Here is a 24,049-nt window from a genome sequence, read left to right on the forward strand (position 1 = left end):
AGTGCGTGGAGAATAAGAATTGATTACTTCAGTAATTCTCCAATTTTTTTATACAAGGCTTCTCCGCGTAATCCCCTGGCTACTACTTTGCCATCGGCATCCAGCAGGAAGCTATCGGGTACACCGCTTATTCCATACAGTTTGGCGATAGGTTCATCCCAATATTTTAAGGATGATACATGATACCAGGGCATGCCGTCAGTTTCGATGGCTTTTTTCCAGGCTTCTGCCGTGCGGTCCAGCGAAACGCTTAAGATGTTAAATCCTTTGTCGTGAAATGCGGTATATGCTTTTACCACATTTGGATTCTCTTTGCGGCAGGGTGCACACCAGCTGGCCCAAAAATCTACCAGGGTAACTTTCCCTTTTTTAACTACCTGCTGCAGGCTTAACGGTTGTCTGAGGGTATCCAGTGAGGTAAAGCCGGGCAATATTGCACCCACTTTGCTCTGTTTGGCCAGCTCCAGCGATTTGCCAATCTCTACGCCGAGGGGCTGCTTCTTTACCTCTGCCGAAAGGCTTTCATATAAGAGTCCGCCTCTATTGTAGTCAACCGGGCTTCCGGATACATACTTTAGTGCGATTAAGGAAATGAACGATTTTGGGTGTGTTTTGATAAACGCTTTGCGTACCATTACAGACGAATCAATCACTGCATAGTATTCCTTTTCCAGTTGCTTAAATTCTGCCGTTAGCTGTTCCTCCTTAGTGGTTTTAATGGCTTTCATTTTAAGCTTTACCAGCCTGTTCAATAAGGGTTCCGTTTGTGCTTTTAGCTCCTGGTTCTCTTTGTTGAGCAGATCATCTGGTGTTTTTGCATGGGCCAGTGAATCTGGTGCAATGATCTTAATGTTTACAGGCGATAGTATAAAAGAAATGCGGTCATTACTGCCTTTTCCTCTTGGTGAATATTGGTATATGGTAGCTTCTACCGGCTGCAGCACGTGACCGGAATACTTAAATGTTCCATCTAATACTTCTGCCGTATCTGAAATCAGGCTATCATTTTGGCGGTACATGAGTACGATGCCATGTTTATCTTTCCAGCCGGTAACTTTCCCGCTTACCGTATATTTTCCGCTTTGTGAGAATGCAGCAAGTTGTGTAAGAAAAAGCACAGCAAAAATGCTGAACCGCAGGGTTTGTAACGCCGGGTTGATGGCCATTATTTTGATTGATAATGGGTTTATAGGTTTAGTAACCATCATTTTGTTTAATGTTAGGGTTATATAATAATTCTCTCTCCGGGATCGGGAAGAATGCATCAGTTTGAGAAATCGTAGGTTTACGGGTACCAAAGAATGCGGCAAGATCCTGCGGTTCTGCACGTTTCGCATCGAACCACCGGTGTCCGAATTCAGCAAAAAGTTCGGTCATGCGTTCCTGGTAAATCGCCGTGATCAGTTCAGGCTGGGTCATTAGCGGACTTGCAAAGCGCAGGGTCTGGAAGTTTTTGGTGGCATTTGCAACGGCACCTGCGCGAACGCGGATCACATCGATATCGTCAATGGCACCATTGAGGTTATTCTGCATCGCCCTTGCTTCTGCACGGATCAGGTACTGCTCTGCAAGACGTAGCGGTGCTGCTGATTCTGCTTTTGCACCTGCTTGTGTATTGGACAAGGTTTTGAATTTGAACGGTGCCGTTGTTCCGGTAAATGTTTTGGTCCATTTTACCAATCGCTGGTCGTCTGACTTAAACTGCCCCACGAAATATGGGGTTAACCGGAATACAGTGTTAGATGTCGCGTTGCCGCCTACTGAACTTCCTTCACCGGTATAAATGTTGGCACCTGCATTGGTGATGTTCCATATGGATTCTGTAGATGCTACAAGAAATGCATTGTCCAGGGTTTCCATCTTATACACCGCAGACTGCTCAATGAGCTTGGTAGCCTCTTTCTCGGCATTTACCCAATCTTTCTGGTACAGATATACCCGTGCAAGTAATGCTGTTGCCGCCCATTTACTTGGTCTGTGACGGTTTCCGGCCTTGATGTTGTCATCTCCAATGTTTGCATGTGCATAATTCAGATCTTCAATAATTTGCGCATAGACCACCTGCTGGCTGGAAACCGGCAGCAAACCATTTACGGCATAATCTGACTTTACGGTAAGCGGAACCGGACCGTACAGATTGGTGAGGTAAAAGAGGGAAAGGGCGCGTATAAAACGGGATTCTCCCATTAACCTGGCTTTAACTTTGGCACTCATACCGGTTGATCGTTCTGTGCTTTCATAGATCACATTGGCCTGGTAAACATAGTTGTAAAAGGCCGCCCATAAACCGGTTACTGAAGAATTATTTGGGAAAAGGTTATTGTCCAGCAATTGCTGCTGCGGGTCACTGTAAGAGGTACGATCCAGTTCATCGGAACTTAATCCGAGCGGACCGCTCATGGCGCCCTGGAACGGAGCGGTGCTCAACGCATTGGTCATAGATGCATAGATGCCTTTCATCGCTGCCTGTGCAAGATCGTCGTTGTCAAAAACAGCGGTGTTTGTAAATTTACCCATAGGCACGTCTACCTCAATGGCCTGGTTACAGCTGCTGAATGCGATGGCTAAAATGAAGACTGATTTATATATAAATTTCATATCCTGTAGAGTTAAAAGTTAAATTGGAGACTTCCAATAATGGTACGTAATGGCGCAAGCCTGGTGATGAACACGCTTTCCGGATCGGTGGTTTTGAACGATGAAGGGGTAAAGGAGAACAGGTTTTGTGCCTGAATAGATACGGTAACGGCCCTCATGTTCAGTTGTTTGATCAATGGTTTAGGAAGGTTGTAACTCAATACAACGTTCTTCATCCTTACCCAGAAGGCGTTGGTGTACTTCGCATCTGATGAGAATACGGCATACTGACCAACCAGGGAAGTAGATGGCTGTGCAATGGTGGTGAATTTCTGAACATCGGTGATGTCATTCGGATTTTGCCACCTGTTTAACACGTACCTTGGCACGTTTCCAATATCGCCTACCGCCTTGGTTTGTGACAAGGCAGTCATCCAGTTTTGGGTCTGCTGTTTGTTAAAACTCAGGAATACACTCAAACCAAAGTTTTTATACCTGATGCTGTTGTCAATACCTCCATAGAATTCAGGATCACTGTCAAAATCAGGCGTAAGGTCGCCGGTATTACTGATCTCATATTTGCCGGAGTTGTTTACATCCTGTGCCTGGTATAGTCCTGTTGCCGGGTCTACACCCAAAGAGTTACCGATGTATACCACATTCAGGGAGCGTCCAACAATATACCTGGTGGCATAGCTGGACTGCTCGAGTCCCGGATATTTGTGCAGCTTGTTTTCTGGTACCGTTAAGTTGAAGTTTGTACTCCAGTCGAAGTCTGTTTTTTTGATGTTGGTGGTGGAGATGGTAAGCTCCAGTCCCTGGTTTCTAACTACGATGCCACTTAGATTGGCGGTCACTGTACTGAATCCGGTGGCCGTTGGCAGCGGATATTGTACCAGCGGATCACTGGAATCATTTCTATACCATCCTGCGGTTACAAGGATGCGGTCTTTAAGGAAACCAAGTTCAGCAGCGATCTCGAACTTCTTGCTTTTTTCCCAGTGCAGATCTGGCTTAAACAACGATAGCGGGGAGATGGCCAGGGAGTCTTTATAAGTAGGTGAGAACGCAGATGATCCATATAAGGCAAGGTACTGGTAATCTCCGATCTTGTCATTTCCGGATGTACCGTAACTGGCCCTGATCTTACCGAAGCTGATCACGTCATTTTTAAGGAATTTCTCTTCAGAGAATACCCATCCGGCACCGATAGCCCCGAAATTTGAATAGCTGTAATTTGGTCCGAACCTGCTGGATCCATCTCTTCTTCCGGTTAGGTTTAACAGGTATTTATTGTCGTAGTTGTAGCTGATCCTTCCGAATGCTGCTGCATATTTATACTGCGAGTTGAAACTATTTGGATTGATGAAGTTGGTACCGGTTACACCGAAGAGCGTACCCAGCAGCAAGTCACTGCTGTAATCTCTGAGGGTAAAGTTATAGCCGTCATTGCTTTGCGTTTGGAAGGTTCCTCCGACGAGCACATTTAATTTTCCGAGTCCGAGTCTTCTGGTGTAATCCAGTTGCGGCTCCACGATCATACTCTCAAAATTGTTGTTCCCAAATTGCGAGTTGTTTGATGGAACGGCCTCCATCGGGTTCTTGGCACTTTTTGGACTGTTTCTCAGCTCGTTTGTACGGATGGTGTTGTAACCGATGCTGGTGCGGAAGTTCAGGTCCTGGCTTATTTTATAGCCCAGCATCAAATTGCCGTTCAGGTTGCCTGTTTTTGCTTTGTAGGTTTCCTGAAGCACGGCCAGGGGGTTATCGTCTGTCCGTATTCCACCTTCATTCCAGGATAAGCTTCCGTCCGGATTGTACAGGCGGTAGTTTGGCGGAAGGAGTAATTTACTGGCCAGATCGCTGCCAATACTTTTGTTGGTTGATGAGGTATAGCTTCCTGTAAAGGTGAATGAGAACTTTTCGTTTTTTGTCTTTCCATTTAAGCTGGTGAACGCTGATCCCCTTGTATTGGGCATGGGTTCTGGATAGACGTTGGTTTCGCGGGAGTAATTTCCGCGGAGCAGATACTGTACCTGAACGCTGCCGCCAGAAATACTCGCATCTGCCGTAGTAAAATGTGCGGTTCCGCCGATGAGGTCTTTGGCCAGGTTGTTTGTAGTTGTGGTATCCCACAGCAGGAGGTCGTACGCATTGGCATTGGTCATTTCCTTATTGTCATTTCTGAATGCTTCTTTACGCATGGCCACATATTCGCTTACAGAAAGCAATTCTGGCAGGCGTGCCTTGCTGATCCCGGAATTTATCCTTGCGGCGATGGTCATGTCGCCGGCTACACCTTTTTTAGTGGTGATCAGGATGACACCGCTGGCTCCTCTGGATCCATAGATCGACGTGGCATCGGCATCTTTCAGTACGGTAATGCTTTCAATATCTCCGGCATTCAGGGTACTGAACGGACTGATCCCGCTTAAGCTGTTTGCAGAAATGGCTGACGACAGGATGTTCAGGTTGCTGTTTCCACTGGCCATAGGTACGCCATCAATGATAAAAAGCGGAGATTCGTCTGCACCAAACTGCTGGTCTACACGGGTACGTCCGCGAATCTGCACCGTAACTGCCGATCCTGGTACCCCGCTTGTTTGGTTGATGATTACCCCTGGAATGCGGTTTGCAATAGCTGTCATCACATTATTTACCGGCGAATTTTCGATAACCTTTCCGTCTACAACACCCTGACTTCCTGTTGTTAAGCGTTTTGAGGTAGATCCATAGGCAATGACCTGGATCTCATCAAGTTTGGAATCGCTCAGCGAGAGTCGGATGGCAGAAAGATCTGCCTTTGCACTGATTTCCCTGGGCTCATACCCGATGTAGGTAATTAAGAGCGTGGCATTTTCGTCTACTCCGGGAAGGATAAACTCACCCAGTGCATTTGTACGAACGCCGCTTTTGCTTCCTTTGATGCTTACTGTGGCTCCGAAAAGGGGCATGCCTTTCTCATCCAGCACCACACCGCGCTTATCGTCAGCCGTAAAACGGTCTACAATATTTTCCCATACTGTTTTTTCCTTTTTCTTAATGATGACCGATTTATCTTCAATGACGTAGGTTAAAGGGAGCCCGGCGAGCGTTTGGTTCAGCACTTCTTCCAGGGCGACATCTTTAAAGCCTGCGGTTACCTTTAATGAACTTTGTACCAACTTGGGCGACCAGAATACATTATACCCGGTTTGTTTATTGATCTCGTTGAATAATTGTTTAAGTGTGGTTTCTTTTTGTGTAAGGGTAAGGCGCTGCGCCAGTCCGGCGGCACTTACCTGAAGCAATGTAAAGAAGAGTATAAAAGCGGTTAGTTTTATTCTCATAAGCCATTTTTTTTGGGGCAGAATGTTTGGGATGTAGCCTTTCAGCGTACAAATTTTTTGTGTAAAAATTTTATACATTTACGTATCTGTTAAAATTAAAAAATGTGGTTGGCAAATTGCATTTCAGGTTTAAGCAGTATTGATCAGGGGCATTGCAGTGCTCCTGATCTTTTTGTTTAAAAACCCGTTTCTTTCTACACGCAGCTAGGTTGGTTTTCTGAAGATCATTGGTGGTTTGGTTTAGTTGATATTAAACGATTGGTTTATTTGTTAGTGATGATAATTCTTTTTCCGTCTATTTTAAATCTGGCGGTTCCGGTTTGCTGCAGCTTGTTGAGCAGGGCTGATACGTTATCAAACCGGGTGGTTACCGCTCCATATTTTTCTCTTCTCAATTCATTGTCTTCAAAGCTGACCGTAACATTGTACCAGCGTGCTACCTTTAACATGATGCCTTCCAGCGGTTCGTCATTGAAATTGAAATATCCATTTTTCCAGGCTACTGCTTCTTCAGTATTTACATGGTATACCAGCAGTTGTTTTCCAATGAATGCTGCTTGTTCGCCGGGTTTGAGTATGGCATGTGTCTCGGTGAAGTCACTGTTAACCCTCACACTTCCTTCCAGTAAGGTTGTTTTTGTTTGCGGCTCATCGGCATAGCTGCTGATGTTGAAATGTGTTCCCAATACTTCTACCTGCTGGTTGCCGCCTTGTACCCGGAAAGGTTTTATTTTATCTTTTGCAACCTCAAAGTACCCTTCGCCGCTTAGCTTAACGCTGCGTTCGGTATTGGAAAAGATGACTGGAAAGGTAAGGGAAGAGGCTGCATTGAGCCATACCGATGTGCCGTCTGGCAAAAGAATGCGGTATTGACCGCCCATTGGGGTTTCTATGGTATTAAATGCCGTCTTATCAGTTTGGAGAGCGGTTGTTTTGGCTGCGGTATAGGTGATCTGTCCATTTGCAGATTTGCTGATGGTTATGCCGGATTCTTTGGCTACCTCACCTGCACCAGCATCATCAAGCATGATCTTCTTGCCATTTGAGAGGGTCAGTATGGCTTTGTTACCGCCGGTTTGGATATGTGCTGCATAAGGGATGTGGTCAGGATCCTGGTTGTCTGAGAACCTGGTAAAATATAAGCCTCCACCAAAGATGATCAGGATTGCTGCTGCAGCTGCAATTCGGGTGTATAATTTCCGTATTTTTTTTACCGGTCTTATTTCTGATCTGATTCTTTCCAGCATAAGTACTTCCAGTTCATTGGGATCTCCCATGGTATTGATCTCCCATTTCTGATCTTCCTGGTATTGGTTGTACCACTGGTTATATAAAGCTATTTCTGCAGTTGTAGCCTTTGCTGATGAAATTTTCTCGGTAAGTTGTAATAATTCCTCCCTGGTCATATATAGTTAGTCACTTGTAAAGTGCCCAGCCCCCAAGCCGTCTCAAAATATTTTTCAATAAAAAAGGAACTCTTATTCAAGACTGCATTAATTCCGATGAAGGATCGGAAAGAACGCTGAGGTCTTTCATTAAGAGTTTCTTTTTTACGAGAGTATACTAAGAATTGAGTAGGATTAGATGATGATAAAAGGAGTTCTTGTTCAATGCCGCATTGATCAACAGAAATTATTGCCGGATTAAAAAAGGAACTCTTATTCAAGACTGCATTAATTCCGATGAAGGATCGGAAAGAACGCTGAGGTCTTTCATTAAGAGTTTCTTTTTTACGAGAGTATACTAAGAATTGAGTAGGATTAGATGATGATAAATGGAATTTCTGAAGAATTAAAACAGATCTTAGGCAGGTTGCATTGCAACCTTTTTTGCTTAACTTTCGTCATGGACAAAACAGCTATATGAAAAAGTTACTTGTAGCGATCGCTTTTATCTGCATCACATTCTGTTCAAATGCGCAGAATAACCTTCAGCAAGACAGCTCACAGATACGCTATCTGGAGGAACAGAAAAAGCTTGGCAAAAAGTTCTCCGATGATTTTTATCCCAATTATGTTCAAATGCACAAGCTTTCTGAAAAGACCTTTACCAAGATGATCGATTCGTCTGCCAATGGATTTACGCACTGCTTGCCGCTTGGAAAAAAGATCTCCCTTCTGCTTACCTATCTTCCCAGCAATTTGAGATTAAGATGTATTTTGATAAGATACTTATAGAATATCCTGCCGGTCATGAGATCTATTCTAAGGATCGGCCAGAAGGGTATCCAATTATAGAACAAAAAATCAAGGGTAACCTGCTGCTTTTTAACGACCCTTCATTATTGGGAAACTCTGATCTAATGCCATTTATACAGAGTTTTCTTGGATACAAGATCAATAAGGAATTGAATAAACCGATTTATGCCGGCCTTTACAATAAGCGGCTTTATGCGATGTGGCATCTTTTGCCACAATATGTCAGAGAGGAGCGGTGTAAGAACTTTCATCAATACCGCTTGTTGTTTGATCATGTTACTCATAACGGAACTAAATATACCCAGGAACTATTTCAGGAATTCAAGAAACAGTGCAGGGATTCTACTTTAACAGCAAAGCTGGAGCAGGTTTACCAGGACTCGCGAAATGACCTCAAAGACCATCAGGTGGTTGAATATAAGCAGATTGGAAATTATGGTTTAGATCTTCATATCTTTAAGAAAGACAATCCGGCAGGGAATAATAAAAAGCCTTTAATTGTTTTCTTTCATGGCGGAAGCTGGTCTGAAGGGCAGCCTTCATGGCATTTTCAAGCCTGCCGCAAATATGCAGAGAACGGCTGGGTAGCATGTTCTGTAGAATATCGTATTTTCGGATCACAAGGTACGCTGCCATTTGCCGCAGTTATGGATGCCAGATCTGCCATTCGCTGGCTGCGGGAACACGGAAATGAGTTGGGTATCGATACTGGAAAGATCGTTGCAACAGGAAATTCTGCTGGCGGTCACCTGGTATTAACTACAGCCCTCTCGGATCAATTGAACGAAAAGAGTGATCACCTGCAATTTAGTCCGGTACCTAACGTTCTTTTGGTTAATTCCGGGGTATATGATCTAACAGATGAAAAGACCGCATGGATCAGAAAGGATCTTTTGAATAAAGATTCGGTGATAAGGATTTCGCCAAATGAACTGATCAGGAAGAATATGCCGCCAATACTACTAATCCATAGTAATGTCGATCAAAACGTTCCTTATGCCTCTGCACAAAAGTTTGCCAGGTTATCGCAGTTGGCTGGCAATACAGTTGAGTTTAAATCTATGAATGAGGGCGGGCATTTTATATTTGATGATCCCAGGTATGTTCAGACTGTGTTTGCCTGGCGCAGGGATTTTTTGAAAGCCTTGGGTTATCCCGACAGTGAGGGCCAATAAGATATTCTTATTCAAGACTGCATTAAGGATATCTCTTTTATCAGAATATTCTGAGGACCGGGCAGGTTTTAATAGGGGCAAGACCGATCAGGAGTAGCAAATTGAGTAGGATTAACAGGTGATATGGATTACAAAATAAATCCAATCCAGCAGAAATTATTGCCGAGCTGGCCTCTGAGTTTGCGGAGTGCAATGGTAATTTGGTTTTCTACAGTTTTTTCAGAGATACCCAGTTCTTCAGCGATCTGCTTGTTGGTCATGTGTTCGTTTCTGCTCATTTGAAAGATCATTCTGGATCGTTCAGGCAAGTTTTGTGTAAAGGTGTAAATGGCGGCTTTAAGCTCTTTAACTTCGAGTGTGGTATCTAAAAAAGCAGGGGCAGGTTTAAAGCGCTGTACTTCATCAAAAAAATCCTGACGTACCTTTTTATGGCGGATGTAATTGGCAATGCGGTATTTTACGGCAGCGAGAAGATAGGCTTTGAAGGATAGTACCTCAGTCAGATTCCCATGGTTTTTCCAAAGCAGTACAAAAACTTCCTGCACAATATCGAGGCAGGGTTCTTTATCTTTTAGGATATTAAACGCAGATTGGTATAGTGTTTTCCAGTGTCTTCTATAGATTTCGTCAAAAGCATCCTGGGCACCGTCTCTGAGCAAAATACCGAGATCATGATCATTGTATTCCGGAAAACTTTTCATCAGTGTCTAAATATACTAATGAAAAGTGTTTTTTTAGCAAAAATAGGGATACATTGACTGATATGATGTTTTTGATCAGCAATTATATTATTTCAAATGGCCGTTGAGCCACATTATATTTGTTATGATAGTTGTCAATTGCTGGTGCTTTGTCCCCTCAGTTTTACTTCCAGCAGGATGTTCTTATTTTTTAGTTTTCCTACCGGGATGGATAGCCGGTCGTAACCTATATCACCTACAGTTATATATCCTATATTATCTGTTTCGAATATCTGTACATAACTTTGTCCTTTTTCATTGGTGAAAAAGTTCATGATTGGATTATTTTTTTTATCTCTCAGTCCGATGCTGCTTCTCATTTCGGATCCATCTGTGTCGAAAACCTTAATAGAAAGGTTAACGAAATTTACGTTTATTCCCTTTTCCGTAAGTTTATAAGTACTGCTATCTGCAACCTTTTTTTTATATGAATCTGTTGCAGGTTTTTCAATTTTAACGAAATCAATGATTGCTGTCCGGTTTACTATAGTTAGGTCTGCTTTGTTCATTTTATAGCCTTTAGGCAATTTCTCTATGATGTAGAAATCATATTTGTTATTGAAGTTTGCCCAATATTTTGATGCCAATGCCTCTAATTCTCTCCATGATAGCATTTTTTTGGTGGGGACGTCTTTGAAAACTTGTTCGAAATAATTTCTATCTGAAACAACAAATGTTAAGTAAGAATCATAAGGCGGAATGCATTTACAATAAAATGCATAATAGGTTAGACCTTCTTTACCTATTTCCAGGATTTGATTTTGCTTTCCAACATTTGTCGTGTCAGCCAGATAATAGATGGTTTCTTTAACCTGGCTAAAGGAGTTCGATGGGAGGTTGGTTAATGTTAATATTCCGATTAGGAGGGCAAGCTGAGTGGTGAAGCGTTTCATGGAAATGTGAATAATTTCAGGTAAGATATTGAAATAAATAGACTAAAATGAATAAGTCCTATGGTGAGTATGAGATTTAATTGTCTTACCTTACTTGAAAACCCTGATGCTTATGAAAATTGCCGTATTCAGCACTTGTCAATATGACCGCGACTTTCTGGAACGTTTTAATACCGGCCATGATCTGACTTTTTTTGATGCGCCGCTAACTATGCAGACCGTAGCACTTACACAAGGCTTTACTGCGGTTTGTATTTTTGTGAACGATCACGCTGATGCTCCTGTACTGTCTCAACTGTCGGCCAATGGCGTTGGTCTGATCGTTTTACGTTGCGCAGGTTTTAATAATGTTGATCTGCCGCAGGCTGCAGCATTGGGAATTAAAGTACTTCGGGTGCCTGCATATTCTCCTGAAGCTGTAGCAGAACACGCCATGGCAATGATCTTAACGTTAAACCGCAAAACCCATAAAGCCTATAACCGTGTGCGGGAAGGAAACTTCTCGTTGGAAAAACTGATGGGATTTAACCTGCATGGCTGTAAAGTAGCTTTGATTGGAACGGGTAATATTGGCAAAGCATTTTACCGTATTTTAAAGGGGTTTGGCTGTGTGATTACTGCTTATGATCCTTTTCCAGACCCTGTTCTGCAGTCCGAAGGTTTAACATACAGTTCACTGGAATCGGCTTTATCTGATGCAGAGATTGTATCGCTCCATTGCCCGCTTACAGACGATACCCATCATATGATCAATGCAGAAAGCCTGAAGTTGTTTTGCAAGGGCGCTATGCTGATCAATACCAGCAGGGGAGCACTCATTGCAACAGCAGATGTAATCGAAGCTTTAAAAACCGGTCAGCTGGGATATTTAGGAATGGATGTTTATGAGCAGGAGGGAGAACTGTTCTTTCATAATCTTTCTGAGGATGTGATCCAGGACGACCTGATTGCGCGCCTGATATCTTTTCCAAACGTCCTAATTACGTCTCATCAGGGATTTTTTACCCGTGAAGCCATGGAACAGATTGCTACGATCACCTTCCAGAATGTTGATGCATTTGCTGCTGGCGGCATTCTGAAAAATCAACTGATTCCACAATAACATTGATCTCTAATTCTTCGAATATTCTTTATCTAACTGTACTTATTCGTCGGATATTCTAGTAAAAAAGGAACTCTTAATGAAAAGACCTCAGCGTTCTTTCCGATTCTTCATCGGAATTAATGCAGTCTTTGAATAAGAGTTCCTTTTAAGGGGGGATTCTATGCTGCTAAAGCTGTTTGCTATCCGGCTATCTCTATTTAACAATGTGCATCGCAAAAGGAACTCTTAATGAAAAGACCTTAGCGTTCTTTCCGATTCTTCATCGAAATTAATGCTTCTTGAATAAGCGTTTCTTTTTACTTCTTTAGGAAATGTTCATCGCTGAAATGCCCGTGATTGTAAAAATCTTCAGGATGTGCCTGATAGGTTGAATCTCCTTCGATCTCTAACCCGGCGTTTCCTAAAAAAGCATACCTTACTGCTAATTCTTCTGCAGGTGAGATCACTGTACCTTTTTGATAGGTTGGCAGCGTATTCAAATTAATTAGAGAATGCTCAGGAAGAATAACCTCATCCTCATTATTATCGAGACGTACTACGCCAATCGGGATAAGCACCAATCTTGAATCCTCATCGGTTTCTGAATAGATACTACTGACCAGGTACCGTACTTTCATCGCTTCTTTGTCGAAGATCAGATCTTCTACCTCGCCAATTTCGTTTCTTTGACTATCCACAATTTCCCAGCCTGTAATGTCGGGCTGATGGTCTGCTACTTCATAATTGCTTTCATTAAGCTCTTCAAGCCTTAATGCGGTATGGTTGTGCTCATCTTGTTCCATGATCTGTTCGTATAGCTGTTTAAAAGAATGTTATTAATTTAATGGGCAATGTAATTACCTGTTGTTATAACTGCTTAAATGAGTTTTTGTTTAAATAATCAGGGTTCTTAATTTGCATTGTTTGGAAATCGGTGTTTCCTGGTTATGGTACATTTGAAATCAAAGAATTTAGCGGTATGAATAATTAAGGAACCTGCAACTTTTTTGACCCTGTATTGTTTTACTGTAAAGAATGATGTCTATTCCTTATACCCGTAAACAAGAGCTGATCCACGGACTAATCCATGGCCTTGGCGTAATATTCGGTGTTAGCGGCCTTCCTGTTCTCACTGCGCTTGCTACCGAGCATCACAATACCAGTGGAATTATTGGCGCAGGAATTTATGGCTTTTGCTTTCTGCTGCTCTTTACATCCTCCATGGTTTATCATTTATTGGAAAATGAACAGGTTAAAAAGCTTTTCGAGATCTTTGACCACATCAGCATCTATTTTCTGATTGCCGGAACATATACTCCTTTTTTGCTGGTATATGTGAATGACAGCTTTGGCATTACATTGTTGGCCTGTTTATGGGGACTTACCCTTTTAGGTATGTTTTTTAAGATTTGGTTTACCCGAAGATTTAGAGCCTTATCTATCATCATCTATGTGCTTATGGGCTGGGCACTGGCAGCAGGAGGAAACCGCTTTTTTGCTAATCTTCCTTTTTCAGCGATTGTGATGATCTTTGTTGGTGCAGCATTGTATATGATCGGTGTAGCTTTCTATGCCTGGGGAAGGCGCCGCTATACCCACGCACTCTGGCATGGTATTGTGCTGGCTGCTGCCATTTGTCATTATGTAGCTGTATTGCTGGTCATGTAAAACCTGGCGTTTGTTGGTGATAGAATGCTGATGGTAGTTTACTGGTATCTTATTGTTGCGTTATCACAGATCCCCGGGTCAGTCTTCATTTTGTATACAACATTCCGTAATTCGGATAAATTTTGACTGAGCATACAGAATACATTTGTATCATTAGATAAACAGAAGTTTTAATAAAATTATATACTATGAAAAAAGTAGCATTAGGTAACCAGGGCCTTATAGTTCCGGCTATTGGATTGGGTTGTATGGGGATGACCACCATTGCGGGGATGGATATTTATGGAAAGGCCGATGAGGCAGAATCCATTGCTACCATTCACCGTTCTCTTGAACTTGGCGGCAACTTTCTGGATACCGCTGATCTATATGGTCCGCTAAAGAATGAACGACTGATTGCCAAAGCGATTAAAGGCAACAGGGATAGTTATACCATTGCCACTAAGTTTGGTTATGAAATAGATGATAGCGAACAGCTGACCTGGAAAATTAACGGGGGTAAAGATTATGTGAAAAAGGCGGTTGAACGTTCGCTTAAAAACCTGGGTACGGACTATATAGATCTTTACTATTTACACCGCTTAGATCCTGAAACCCCTATTGAAGAAACTGTAGCTGCAATGGCCCAGCTTGTTAAAGAAGGTAAGGTTGGTTACATTGGTTTGTCAGAGGTTTCTTCAGACGTAATCAAAAGAGCACATACTATACATCCTTTATCCGCACTGCAAACAGAATACTCTTTGTTTGAGCGCAGTGTTGAACAAGCTGGTATATTAGACACTTTAGCAGCACTTAATATTGGCTTTGTAGCCTACTCTCCTCTAGGAAGAGGTTTCTTATCGGGAGAGATCAGCAGCCCTAATGATTTTGCTGATGACGATTTTAGAAAATCTACCCCTCGTTTTCAAGGGGATAATTTTTACAAGAACATTGAACTGGTCAATGAGATCAAAAAACTGGCAGAGGAGAAAGAAGTTACTGCTTCTCAGCTGGCTATTGCCTGGGTAATTGCGAAAGGTCATTTACCAATTCCAGGTACTAAACGCGTAAATTATGTGGAGCAGAATATTGCAGCAACCGATATTGAGCTAAATGCTGCGGAGCTGGAAAAAATAGAAAAGCTGGTTCCATTGGATTATTCTGCTGGTGCCCGCTATGATGCTGCAAATATGCCAAACTGGTAATCTGATCTGGTTTAAATTGATGTTAATCTGTCTCATGCTGACCTGTTTCATATTGATCTTAATTTGTTCACATTAATGTTATCTGTCTCACGCTGACCGTTTCATATTGATCTCAATTTGTTTCATATTAATGTTAATCTGTCTCAAGTTGACCGGTTTCATGATTCTAATTTGTTCACATTAATGTTATCTGTCTCACGCTGATCTGTTTCATATTGATCTTAATTTGTTTCATATTAATGTTAATCTGTCTCGCATTGACCTGTTTCACGTTAATGTTAATTCGTTCGGGTTAGATTTAAGCCCAATTAAGGACTATCTTTATGGGTAGTCCTTTAACCTGTTGTTATGAAAAAAGCAGTAAATACTCCTTTGCACATCCGTTCAATTTCTGAACTGCACCGTCATTTGTCTCTGCCTAAGCCAGAGCATCCACTCATTAGTGTTGTCCAGTTTGAGGATATTAATTTTGAAGAAGACAGGGGGCCGGAAACAGTGATGCTCGATTTTTATACGATCGCAATTAAAAAAGGTTTCAAAGGGAAAATGAGATATGGTCAGAATTACTATGATTTTGATGAAGGGGTGATGTCCTTTCTTGCGCCCGGACAAATTACGTCATCGAATCATGCGGATGACCAGATTCCCAATGGCTGGATGCTGGTTATGCATCCTGATTTTATTCTGGGCTATCCATTGGCAAAGGCCATCAAAGATTATGGCTTTTTTTCTTACGAACTTTTTGAAGCCCTCCACCTTTCTGAAAAGGAGAACGTGTTGCTGGAAAGCATCATCCTCAACATTCAGCAGGAATACCGGTCGGGGACTGATATCTACAGCACCAATCTGATTGTTTCTTACATTGAGCTCTTGCTCAATTATTCCAACCGGTTTTATAACCGGCAGTTTATCACCAGAAGACGATCTACCAATGATCTGCTTACCCGGTTAGAAGGTTTGCTGGATGCTTATTTTGACAGCGATATCAAAGAAGGATTACCTACTGTGCAGTATATTTCCAGCCAGCTGAATGTATCTGCCAGTTATCTTAGCGATATGCTGCGGTCTGTAACCGGGCAAAATGCACAACAGCACATTCATAACCATTTGATTGAGAAAGCAAAGGTTATTTTAACAACTACTACGTTTTCTGTTAGTGAGATTGCCTATCAGCTGGGTTTTGAATATCCCCAGTATTTTAGCAAGCTGTTTAAAAGCAAGACCAACGTTTCGCCACTGGAATTCAGGCAATCGTTTAGTTGATCATGATCTTGTATCTTAGAATATTAGTTGACTATAATTTTTAAACAGAGTAGATCGTAAACTTTAGCATCCTGATAAAAAAGTTGTTTACAAGCTTATTATGCAGTTGGAAAGTTATTTTGATTTTTTTAAAAACAGCATGTTATCTTGCTGTATATGTGTAAAAAAAAGAAACTCCTTTTTGCCCTTTCTCTAACGTGCTGGATGCTCTCGTCTACCTATGCACAAGTAAGAACTCCTGACAAACTGGTAAGAACTTCTAATAAACAGGTGAGGACTTCTAATAACCAGGCAGGTACGGTCAATAAAATTGATTCTGTGATGCGCCTGGCTAGTAAGCGGGGCATCTTCAATGGGAATATTCTGGTTGCTGTTCGTGGAAAGATCATTTATGAGCGTTCTTTTGGATATGCTGACGGCGGTAGGCAAAGGCTTTTGTCACCAGAGATGCGGTTTGATATCGGTTCTATAAGTAAGGAATTTAACGGTACGGGCATCATGATATTAAAAGAGCGCGGCCTGCTTGACCTGGATGATCCTATTGAAAAATATCTTCCGGGACTTCCACAATGGTCGCAACAGGTAAAGATCCGCAACCTGATCAATTATACCAGCGGCATTCCCCTTTTCGCGCCGACAGCAACAGAAACGGATTCGCTCATCTGGCAAAATCTAACCGGACTTAAAAAACTGGAGTTTGATCCTGGTACCGCCTATATTTACAACCATTATAATGTTTACCTGCAGATGCGGATCATCGAAAAGTTAAGCGGACTTAGCTACGCTTCTTTTATTAAACAAAATATCCTGGTGCCATGCGGCATGATGAGCAGCATGATCGATTATCCTGCGGACGGTTTGAAGATGGCAAGGGCCTTTGATAGTGAGTTTAGAGAAACACCATATGCCCAGGGTATGACCGGGTGGATCAGGCTGCCTATAATGGATCTGTTTAGCTGGGTTACTAATCTGGATAGTTATAAGATCATTAGTCATGAATCATACCTGGAACTTGCTTCCAACTTTCCGGGTGGCGAGAGTAGCCTGGGCAAAACTGAATTTCAGGATACTCAATTAAGCTCGCACCAGCACCAGGGATCGAATAGTAATTATGAAGCCTTATTTTATAATAGCCCCAAAGACAGCATTGTGATCGTAATGATGACCAATAACCAGCAGCTTAAAGTTCATGGTATTAAATCTGCTCTTTTAGGCGTATTAAATGGAGAAACTGTTACAGTCCCCAAGAAATCGGTATACCTGGAAGTTCGTGAAAAGATGCTTGCTGATCTGCAAAAAGGGCTTGTTTATTACAAAGTGCTGAAGGACCATCATCAGGACCAATATGATTTTTCTTTTGAGATTGGCGATGTGATCAGTACTGGCAAGTACCTGCAGCGCCGTAAAAAATTTAATGATGCCATATCTGTTTTCAAGCAAGCATTGATGCTCCGGGCCAAGCCACAGGATCTGTCTTATGCGTATGAACTGATTGCTGAGTGTTATCTTAAATTAGATTTAAAAGAACTTGCTGCTGCAAACTACCAAAAAGCTTTAGAAATGGATCCGAACAATAAGAATGCGGAAGGTATGCTGGCAGCCTTTAAAAAACTTGACTAACTAAAGTTTTTTTAAAAAAAGCAGATCAGAAATATAGTCTATTATTGATTGATATAAATTACATGATAAAGGGTATAGAATTCTGGATGATTAAACTTGAAGTATTTTTTTTCTTTCAATTGATAAGGCTGGCCGTTTAGTGTATAAGTGTAATCGTAATAAGGTTCGCAGGCATCTTTTTTGAGAATCACTTTGTATTTCAATGATGTTTCCTTGTTATTGGCAACGATCTTGATCTCATAATTACCTTTTCTGCTTTCGAATTGAACATTTAAATAAAGGGCTTTTGTTTTTGTAGAGTCTTGAACGACATTAAATCCCGGGATATTTCCATTACCATCCTTAATTGAGATCTTTGACACATCAATGGTGTTGTTTTCCAGTAAGTTTGTACTATCTGCATCTATAAAAGAAAATACAACAGGTATTGAAATCCTGTCTATAATTACATCGCATTTATTGTTACATCCAAACAGCACCGTAATAACAAGTAAGTAAACAAAATATTTCATGGAGGTTTGGATAGGTGAGCAATGGTTTAGCGAGGAATGATTACTATAACTGTTTCGCATCTGTTTTCTTTTTGCGCGTTAAATTCACGATCAGGTAATATCCGCCAACAATCAGGGGTACGCCCAATGCGAGCCAGGATATGGTATCCCAAAGGTGATCACCGATCAAGGCTGATAACAATCCTACTGCACTGATTACGGCTAAAATGATTGGGGCCATCCAGATCTTTAAAAAGGTTTTCATGCGTTTGCGGTTAGGTTATAGTTAGACTCCATGCGGGCCAGTTGTTCACGGCTTGATTTTCTCCGTGCAAACCACAGGTACAGACCACTAGCTAGTATTACGATGGTAGCGATGTCAAATATTGCCCAGATGATCTTTAACGGCATTCCGCCATAATCCCCAAAATGAAGGGGCTGCGAAATAAAGAAGGCGTTTACAAAGAACGGCATTTCCCTGATGTCTGTGAGCGTACCTGTCTTGGCGTCGACCAGGGCTGGTTTTAACAGTTTTTCAGTTAATGGTGTTCTGCCCCTCATAAATATGGAATAATGGTGTTTACTGGAAAATGCAGTTCCCGGAAATGCAATGAGATAAGGTTCTTTTTCCGGTGCCTGTTTTTGGACTAGACCCACTGCCTGATCCAGGGAACTTAAACTTCCGCTGAGGGGAGCTGCATTCTTATATGGGGCGGTCATCTCGTTAAGCTGGCCCTGCTGCCACATATAAAGCACCACATCTGACAAGGTATTGATCACACCGGTAAAACCAACTACCATGGCCCAGGTCAGCGTAATGATGCCCAGCATGTTGTGCATGTCAAGCCATTTCAGGCGTGTTGATTTTTCGGTCCGGATCATTCCGAAATCAAACTTTTTCATGATCGGGCCATAGAGCATAATACCTGATATAATGGCGATTACGAACAAAATACCCATCAAGCCCATAAATAATTTGCCGCCTATGCCGGCAAACAGATCTACATGCAGGCGGAACATGATGTACATAAAGCCTTCCGTTATAACTGGTGTTTCTTCAACCTTGCCTGTATACGTATTTAAGACAATGTACTTATCAGTTTCATAAGAAGAGGATGGGGTATCGCCAACGGTTACGTTTAGCGTACCCGGATGTTCTTTATCCCAATACAGCAATTTCTCAACCTTTCCAGGGAAATGTTTTTTTGCAGTGGATACCAGCTCGTCTACTGACTTTTCCGGGGTGCCGGCAGGATAGTGTACTGTTTTTTCTTCTTCATTGAGATGCTCGATCTCTTCATGGAAAATTAATGGCAGTCCGGTTAAACAGAGCAATAAAAGAAAAGCAGTACAAATTAAACTGGTCCATTTATGCCACCAAAACCATCTTTTTACACTTTTTATTGTTGCCATTGCGTATTGTTTATTAGGAGTTAGACCTGGGTGTATGTGTATTAGAAGTTGGTGTATCAATTGGGTATTGAAAGGCCTGCCTGACCAAATCTCCTTAAATACATAAAGGCAGTTTTTCAACTGCCAATTTTTTAAAATTAGCCGGTCCGGATATTATTCCGCTCCGGCTAATGGAATGATTAAGATCTTAATTACAATTTATACGAAGCGCTCAATACGAACTGACGTAAACGTTGTGGGTTTACCGTAGTATAACCGATAAAGTAATGTTTGTTGGTTATGTTGTTTACACTTAAACCAAAACGGTATTTGCTGCGGTCCAGGAATACAGATCCGTTAAATAGGTAATACTCTGATAATTCAAGCGTACCAGAGCTTACACTGTTGATCACTTTATTATTGCTTGCATAGTTACCACCTAAACCAACACCCAGGCCATTGATCAGGGTTTCTGGTAAACGGTAGCTTAGATAAAGATTAGCCAGGTATGGTGATCCGGCAACATTTGAACGAAGTCCCAATACATCAGGATCGCCTTTTGTATATTTATTGTCGTTGTAACTGAAGCCTGCTACTACGTTAAGGCCGTTAAATGGTGTAGCAATGATCTCGGTTTCAAAACCTTTACTGGTTTGTGTACCATCTTGCTCCTGCGCAAATACCGGTGAGTTTGGAATGGCGCGAAGGCTGTTCGTTAATTTAATGCGGTAATAGCTGATGGTACCGTTTAATTTACCATCGAATAAGCCCAGTTTAACACCACCTTCAATTTGGTTCGCATTTTGAAGATCTGCAACAGTGGCATCGCCATTGGCATTGGTATATAATCCCGGGTTTACAAAACCATTCTGTAAGTTCGCAAAAAGCGACAATTGGTCTTTAATTGGCTGATAGATCAAACCAAATTTAGGTGATACCGCAGTTTGGCTAAACGGCTCAGCCTGTTTAACACCATCAAAGTTATAAGTTCCTTTATTTTCATAATGGTCTACCCGAACACCTGCAGATGCAATCAATTGTTCAGTGATGTTTACCACATCTGATACGTAAGCACTGTAGGTATTGGTTTTATAGATATAGGTGTAGGTATTTGCTGCAGTAAGCGGGTTAGCTGCATTAGTTGCATCTACAACTTGTTTATTAAACGCACCATAATCGAATGATGGATCATTTAACGGAGCTATGCCATAGAAGTTACCGAAATATACCTGGTGAGAATTTTGATGCTGCAAGTCTAATCCTACTACAAAACGGTTGCGTACAGAACCTATTTTGAAATCGCCATTAAAGTTTTCCTGAACCTCTATTCCTTTTAACTTACTATCTGCGGTAGACTGATCGTAACGGCCAATATAATTGTGACCTGTTAATGCTGGATTTCCAAATATGGCAGCATCAGTCATTAAATAATAATATGGGTTTGCACCATCAGAAAAGCTATTTGATGCGCTGAATATGGTTTGTGAGGTAAATTTATCAGAGATCTTATAGGTTGCCTGGGCAAAGTAATTGGTACTGCGGCTAAACTGGGTAACGTTATCATTAAGATACGCGTTTTTATAATCGATGTTTAACTGCTTGGCATTGGTAACACCCATCTCTTTAGGTGTGGAGCCAAAGAAGAAAAACGGTTTTGCAGATGCACGGCCGTAAAACATTTCCGCTTCCAGTAAAATAGAAAGTCTATCGCTTGCTTTGATCGATAATGTTGGTGCTAATGCAAACGTACGGTTCTTGCCATAGTTTTGGAAGCTGCCTTCATAGTTGTAAGCGGAGTTTAAACGGAACAATACATTTCCATCAGCAGTAACCGGGGTATTTAAGTCAATGCTGGTACGGTTAAGGTCGTAGTTGCCAACGGTGTGGCCAACTTCTAAACCAAAAGCCTCATAAGGTTTTTTTGTTACCCTGTTGATCAATCCGCCGAAAGAAGATAATGTACTTCCAAATAAGGTTGCTGAAGGGCCTTTAATGATCTCGATTTTTTCTACGTTAACTGCATCAACGCCATTGGTTACCAAACCGGCAACTCCATTACGAAGGCGACTTTGTACGGTAAAACCACGAAGGGTAAAATAACCACCGCCATCACCTGCACGGCCGGTAGCATCCCACATTTTTTGTACGCCTGGTGCATTTCTTAATGCATCATCAACGGTAAAAAGCTGCTGCTCTTTTAATAAACCGTTGGTTATGGTGGTATAACTTTGAGAATTTTCTAATGCATTCAATGGTATTTTAGCAGCATCTGTACTGATGCGGCTGGTGAAACGGTTTGCGCGACTTGCAATTACGTTTACTTCGCTTAACTGCGACATGCTTGCATTGATGGTGATTTGAGGTACGTCAGTGGTTTGTCCGGCAGTAACGGTAACCGGCACTTCAACGCGTTGAACACCTACATAAGAAATGATAATGGTAAAAGATCCTGCTGGTGCCTTGAATGAAAATTCACCAAGTTCATTGGTTGCCGTTCCATAATGGGTACCTTCTAATCCAATGGATACGTTACCTGCCGGTTCATTTTTTGAAGTAACTACTTTACCGCGAACTGTTCCCCTTGCTGTCTGGGAAAAGCTGTCGCCGGTATAGGTTACCAATAAAATAATTGTTAGTTGTAAAATTAAGAGTAATTTTCTATGCATTTTTATTAAGATTAATTATAAATAGAAATGCAAAAGTATATATTATTCTATAAGTCACAAGTTATTTACAAGAAATATATTTACTCCTGGTTTAGAACTGTACTAATTGGTTCTTAACCTGCGTGAAGAAGAATAATTTGTTTACCGGGGAGAGAGCTTAGGGCTTTAAAATGGCAATGCACGCCAGATGAGATATTATCGAAATAGCATGAAGATATCTATCTATAGAAAGACATGACAGTTAGGGATTTAAACAGGATTGGAATTTAATTCTTTATGTTTTTTTCCAGCTGTTATTATTTCCCTGCGGAAAGGAATTAACCGTTTCAGAGACTTTTTGGGTTGTAAGAATAGCACATCTGCAGCAAGGGCCTTATAAGCTTCTTTTGAATCCTGGTCGGCTTCCATAAAGCCAGGTACAGAGTACATGGCAACGCTCATTGCACAGTCAACCAGCTGGTGTTTAATATGTTTTGTATTCAATTTCATAGATACTTGCTGCAATGCAAAAGCTGTGCCTATTCCTGCTTAGAAATTAAATAAATACCTGATTTGGTGAAATTTAACGTACTGATTACAGAATTAATGATAAAATGTAACCGATATACCTGTTTTTAAAATTTATCTTTGGTTGAATATGTCGTAAGTTTCTACAGCGAATCAAATTCCGTTAATTTCAGCGATCAGATGATCACAGGCTGCAAACGCATTGTATAGGAATTTATTCCGATGCTTTTCACCTTGTCCGCTAAAGGCTACGGACTTTTTGATAAGTCCCTGCATCCAATCTTTGGTTTGCGTACAGTAAAACTGATCGTCGGTTTTAAGATAATTAAAGGTATTGAACCTGTTATAGCACAGCATACTATCTTTAAATTGTATTAAATAGGCCAGGCTGCCCAGCACATCGCAATTGTACCAGTTAAAGGTGTGATCCGGATCTATTGTCTTTTTGGCACTGATGGCATACATGTTCATGTCGGTAAGGCAGTAGCGGATCTGTTCTACAATTTTTTCTGCAAGCGACTTATCGCTAATGTGTCCGGCTTCAAATGCATAACGCACCTGGTCTATCGTACCATGTACAGTATCTTTAGACCATATTTCTGTGCTGGGAATTTCAAGATAAATCTGGTTTAATTCTTTAGCAACGGCAACAATCTCTTCACTTATGGCTGAGTAATCGAATTTAAGCGCAGAGTTGTCGGCCCAAAAGAACAGTTTAAAGCAGGTAAGTTCCGGATATTTAAAGAAGTGAAAGATGGGTATATCATCTGTGGTAATCAGGATATGTTTTTCTTTACGCTGCTGAATAAATTTTAGGTTCTGCAGTAAATCTTTCAGGTAGTCGAGCATGTTGGGTGTTTCCCGGTTTACATACAGGTAGCTAAAGCTTACGGAAGGCAATTGATTGGGCTGGTAAGAAAATGGGGTTGCAAATGAATCAGATAGCTTAATTAACTGGGGCATGCTTAACGTGCTTGTTCCCCTGATCTTTTTATAGGCCTCATTGGCACTAATATCCAATACATCTGCTACACTTTGAGCCAGATTCTGATATTCTGGTAATGCACCGCTGATGGCTTCGAAGAATTTAACCTGTTCTTGATTCATGAAATAATAATCTAAAAGATGGTTTAATATAAATTATTTAAACTGAAAATAGAAATAATGCTTTGAATTAATCTTAAAGATTATGGATAGTATTTCGTTTTAGACACAAAAACTTTTGAGATTACTTTAAGTTAAAACGTGAATTTTTTAGGATT

20 protein-coding genes are annotated in these 24,049 nt (G+C 41.4%); 7 read left to right on the plus strand and 13 right to left on the minus strand.

The window, feature by feature from the left end; genetic code table 11:
• Positions 1 to 23 precede the first annotated feature (23 nt).
• The 4 genes from ATK78_RS22295 to ATK78_RS22310 all read right to left on the minus strand — a co-directional run bounded on the left by ATK78_RS22295 (position 24) and on the right by ATK78_RS22310 (position 7,312).
• Entirely contained in the window at positions 24 to 1,208 is a 1,185-nt protein-coding gene (locus ATK78_RS22295) for a TlpA disulfide reductase family protein (protein WP_166664947.1), read from the minus strand.
• A complete protein-coding gene (locus ATK78_RS22300) occupies positions 1,195 to 2,598 on the minus strand; it encodes a RagB/SusD family nutrient uptake outer membrane protein (RefSeq protein WP_133578364.1) in 1,404 nt (467 codons plus the stop codon). The genes ATK78_RS22295 and ATK78_RS22300 overlap by 14 nt, the downstream gene beginning before the upstream one ends.
• Before the next feature lie 11 nt (positions 2,599 to 2,609).
• Positions 2,610 to 5,906, minus strand: a complete 3,297-nt coding sequence (locus ATK78_RS22305) for a SusC/RagA family TonB-linked outer membrane protein (protein WP_166664948.1) — start codon at positions 5,904 to 5,906, stop codon at positions 2,610 to 2,612.
• A gap of 263 nt (positions 5,907 to 6,169) precedes the next feature.
• Positions 6,170 to 7,312: a FecR family protein gene (locus ATK78_RS22310; protein WP_133578366.1), complete on the minus strand. Its 1,143-nt coding sequence runs from the start codon at positions 7,310 to 7,312 to the stop codon at positions 6,170 to 6,172.
• A gap of 456 nt (positions 7,313 to 7,768) precedes the next feature.
• On the opposite strand from ATK78_RS22310, the gene ATK78_RS22315 reads away from it, so the two are divergent.
• A complete protein-coding gene (locus tag ATK78_RS22315) occupies positions 7,769 to 8,083 on the plus strand; it encodes a hypothetical protein (RefSeq protein ID WP_133578367.1) in 315 nt (104 codons plus the stop codon).
• Complete coding sequence (locus ATK78_RS22320) at positions 8,059 to 9,279, plus strand: alpha/beta hydrolase (protein ID WP_133578368.1); 1,221 nt, start codon at positions 8,059 to 8,061, stop codon at positions 9,277 to 9,279. The genes ATK78_RS22315 and ATK78_RS22320 overlap by 25 nt, the downstream gene beginning before the upstream one ends.
• A 128-nt stretch (positions 9,280 to 9,407) precedes the next feature.
• Here ATK78_RS22320 and ATK78_RS22325 read toward each other — a convergent pair whose 3' ends face one another.
• Both ATK78_RS22325 and ATK78_RS22330 read right to left on the minus strand, forming a co-directional pair.
• A complete protein-coding gene (locus ATK78_RS22325; RefSeq protein WP_133578369.1) occupies positions 9,408 to 9,980 on the minus strand; it encodes an RNA polymerase sigma-70 factor in 573 nt (190 codons plus the stop codon).
• A gap of 134 nt (positions 9,981 to 10,114) precedes the next feature.
• On the minus strand, positions 10,115 to 10,912 hold the full coding sequence (locus tag ATK78_RS22330) for a hypothetical protein (protein WP_133578370.1): 798 nt from the start codon (positions 10,910 to 10,912) through the stop codon (positions 10,115 to 10,117).
• A 112-nt stretch (positions 10,913 to 11,024) separates the two neighbouring features.
• On the opposite strand from ATK78_RS22330, the gene ATK78_RS22335 reads away from it, so the two are divergent.
• Complete coding sequence (locus ATK78_RS22335; RefSeq protein ID WP_133578371.1) at positions 11,025 to 12,014, plus strand: 2-hydroxyacid dehydrogenase; 990 nt, start codon at positions 11,025 to 11,027, stop codon at positions 12,012 to 12,014.
• A gap of 299 nt (positions 12,015 to 12,313) precedes the next feature.
• Here ATK78_RS22335 and ATK78_RS22340 read toward each other — a convergent pair whose 3' ends face one another.
• On the minus strand, positions 12,314 to 12,799 hold the full coding sequence (locus ATK78_RS22340) for a PRC-barrel domain-containing protein (RefSeq protein ID WP_133578372.1): 486 nt from the start codon (positions 12,797 to 12,799) through the stop codon (positions 12,314 to 12,316).
• 232 nt (positions 12,800 to 13,031) lie between these two features.
• Here ATK78_RS22340 and trhA point away from each other — a divergent pair, with 232 nt between their 5' ends.
• The 4 genes from trhA (at position 13,032) to ATK78_RS22360 (ending at position 17,731) form a co-directional block, all read left to right on the plus strand.
• Positions 13,032 to 13,664, plus strand: a complete 633-nt coding sequence (gene trhA / locus ATK78_RS22345; protein ID WP_133578373.1) for a PAQR family membrane homeostasis protein TrhA — start codon at positions 13,032 to 13,034, stop codon at positions 13,662 to 13,664.
• A gap of 188 nt (positions 13,665 to 13,852) precedes the next feature.
• The gene (locus tag ATK78_RS22350; RefSeq protein ID WP_133578374.1) at positions 13,853 to 14,848 is read left to right on the plus strand and encodes an aldo/keto reductase; all 996 of its coding nucleotides are present in this window, start codon (positions 13,853 to 13,855) and stop codon (positions 14,846 to 14,848) included.
• Positions 14,849 to 15,196: 348 nt separating this feature from the next.
• The gene (locus tag ATK78_RS22355) at positions 15,197 to 16,111 is read left to right on the plus strand and encodes a helix-turn-helix domain-containing protein (RefSeq protein WP_133578375.1); all 915 of its coding nucleotides are present in this window, start codon (positions 15,197 to 15,199) and stop codon (positions 16,109 to 16,111) included.
• Between the two features lie 156 nt (positions 16,112 to 16,267).
• Positions 16,268 to 17,731: a serine hydrolase gene (locus tag ATK78_RS22360; protein ID WP_133578376.1), complete on the plus strand. Its 1,464-nt coding sequence runs from the start codon at positions 16,268 to 16,270 to the stop codon at positions 17,729 to 17,731.
• Between the two features lie 41 nt (positions 17,732 to 17,772).
• Here the strand turns inward: ATK78_RS22360 and ATK78_RS22365 are convergent, their stop codons facing one another.
• The 6 genes from ATK78_RS22365 to ATK78_RS22390 all read right to left on the minus strand — a co-directional run bounded on the left by ATK78_RS22365 (position 17,773) and on the right by ATK78_RS22390 (position 23,894).
• Positions 17,773 to 18,243 carry a hypothetical protein gene (locus ATK78_RS22365; RefSeq protein WP_133578377.1) on the minus strand — a complete coding sequence of 157 codons (471 nt, stop codon included), beginning with the start codon at positions 18,241 to 18,243 and terminating at the stop codon, positions 17,773 to 17,775.
• 43 nt (positions 18,244 to 18,286) lie between these two features.
• Entirely contained in the window at positions 18,287 to 18,487 is a 201-nt protein-coding gene (locus ATK78_RS22370; protein ID WP_133578378.1) for a hypothetical protein, read from the minus strand.
• On the minus strand, positions 18,484 to 19,635 hold the full coding sequence (locus ATK78_RS22375) for a PepSY-associated TM helix domain-containing protein (protein WP_133578379.1): 1,152 nt from the start codon (positions 19,633 to 19,635) through the stop codon (positions 18,484 to 18,486). The genes ATK78_RS22370 and ATK78_RS22375 overlap by 4 nt, the downstream gene beginning before the upstream one ends.
• Positions 19,636 to 19,826: 191 nt before the next feature.
• Entirely contained in the window at positions 19,827 to 22,280 is a 2,454-nt protein-coding gene (locus tag ATK78_RS22380; RefSeq protein WP_133578380.1) for a TonB-dependent receptor, read from the minus strand.
• 249 nt (positions 22,281 to 22,529) lie between these two features.
• Positions 22,530 to 22,769, minus strand: coding sequence for a hypothetical protein (locus ATK78_RS22385; protein WP_133578381.1), 240 nt, complete (start codon positions 22,767 to 22,769; stop codon positions 22,530 to 22,532).
• 171 nt (positions 22,770 to 22,940) lie between these two features.
• A complete protein-coding gene (locus ATK78_RS22390; protein ID WP_133578382.1) occupies positions 22,941 to 23,894 on the minus strand; it encodes a hypothetical protein in 954 nt (317 codons plus the stop codon).
• Positions 23,895 to 24,049: the final 155 nt, after the last annotated feature.

Source organism: Pedobacter metabolipauper, assembly GCF_004362715.1.
Lineage (GTDB): Bacteria > Bacteroidota > Bacteroidia > Sphingobacteriales > Sphingobacteriaceae > Pedobacter > Pedobacter metabolipauper.

Coding starts and splice junctions, on each gene's coding strand:
- ATK78_RS22295 (WP_166664947.1), bottom strand. CDS start 1,208: ATGATGGTTACTAAACCTATAAACCCATTATCAATCAAAATAATGGCC.
- ATK78_RS22300 (WP_133578364.1), bottom strand. CDS start 2,598: ATGAAATTTATATATAAATCAGTCTTCATTTTAGCCATCGCATTCAGC.
- ATK78_RS22305 (WP_166664948.1), bottom strand. CDS start 5,906: ATGAGAATAAAACTAACCGCTTTTATACTCTTCTTTACATTGCTTCAG.
- ATK78_RS22310 (WP_133578366.1), bottom strand. CDS start 7,312: ATGACCAGGGAGGAATTATTACAACTTACCGAGAAAATTTCATCAGCA.
- ATK78_RS22315 (WP_133578367.1), top strand. CDS start 7,769: ATGAAAAAGTTACTTGTAGCGATCGCTTTTATCTGCATCACATTCTGT.
- ATK78_RS22320 (WP_133578368.1), top strand. CDS start 8,059: ATGTATTTTGATAAGATACTTATAGAATATCCTGCCGGTCATGAGATC.
- ATK78_RS22325 (WP_133578369.1), bottom strand. CDS start 9,980: ATGAAAAGTTTTCCGGAATACAATGATCATGATCTCGGTATTTTGCTC.
- ATK78_RS22330 (WP_133578370.1), bottom strand. CDS start 10,912: ATGAAACGCTTCACCACTCAGCTTGCCCTCCTAATCGGAATATTAACA.
- ATK78_RS22335 (WP_133578371.1), top strand. CDS start 11,025: ATGAAAATTGCCGTATTCAGCACTTGTCAATATGACCGCGACTTTCTG.
- ATK78_RS22340 (WP_133578372.1), bottom strand. CDS start 12,799: ATGGAACAAGATGAGCACAACCATACCGCATTAAGGCTTGAAGAGCTT.
- trhA (WP_133578373.1), top strand. CDS start 13,032: ATGATGTCTATTCCTTATACCCGTAAACAAGAGCTGATCCACGGACTA.
- ATK78_RS22350 (WP_133578374.1), top strand. CDS start 13,853: ATGAAAAAAGTAGCATTAGGTAACCAGGGCCTTATAGTTCCGGCTATT.
- ATK78_RS22355 (WP_133578375.1), top strand. CDS start 15,197: ATGAAAAAAGCAGTAAATACTCCTTTGCACATCCGTTCAATTTCTGAA.
- ATK78_RS22360 (WP_133578376.1), top strand. CDS start 16,268: ATGTGTAAAAAAAAGAAACTCCTTTTTGCCCTTTCTCTAACGTGCTGG.
- ATK78_RS22365 (WP_133578377.1), bottom strand. CDS start 18,243: ATGAAATATTTTGTTTACTTACTTGTTATTACGGTGCTGTTTGGATGT.
- ATK78_RS22370 (WP_133578378.1), bottom strand. CDS start 18,487: ATGAAAACCTTTTTAAAGATCTGGATGGCCCCAATCATTTTAGCCGTA.
- ATK78_RS22375 (WP_133578379.1), bottom strand. CDS start 19,635: ATGGCAACAATAAAAAGTGTAAAAAGATGGTTTTGGTGGCATAAATGG.
- ATK78_RS22380 (WP_133578380.1), bottom strand. CDS start 22,280: ATGCATAGAAAATTACTCTTAATTTTACAACTAACAATTATTTTATTG.
- ATK78_RS22385 (WP_133578381.1), bottom strand. CDS start 22,769: ATGAAATTGAATACAAAACATATTAAACACCAGCTGGTTGACTGTGCA.
- ATK78_RS22390 (WP_133578382.1), bottom strand. CDS start 23,894: ATGAATCAAGAACAGGTTAAATTCTTCGAAGCCATCAGCGGTGCATTA.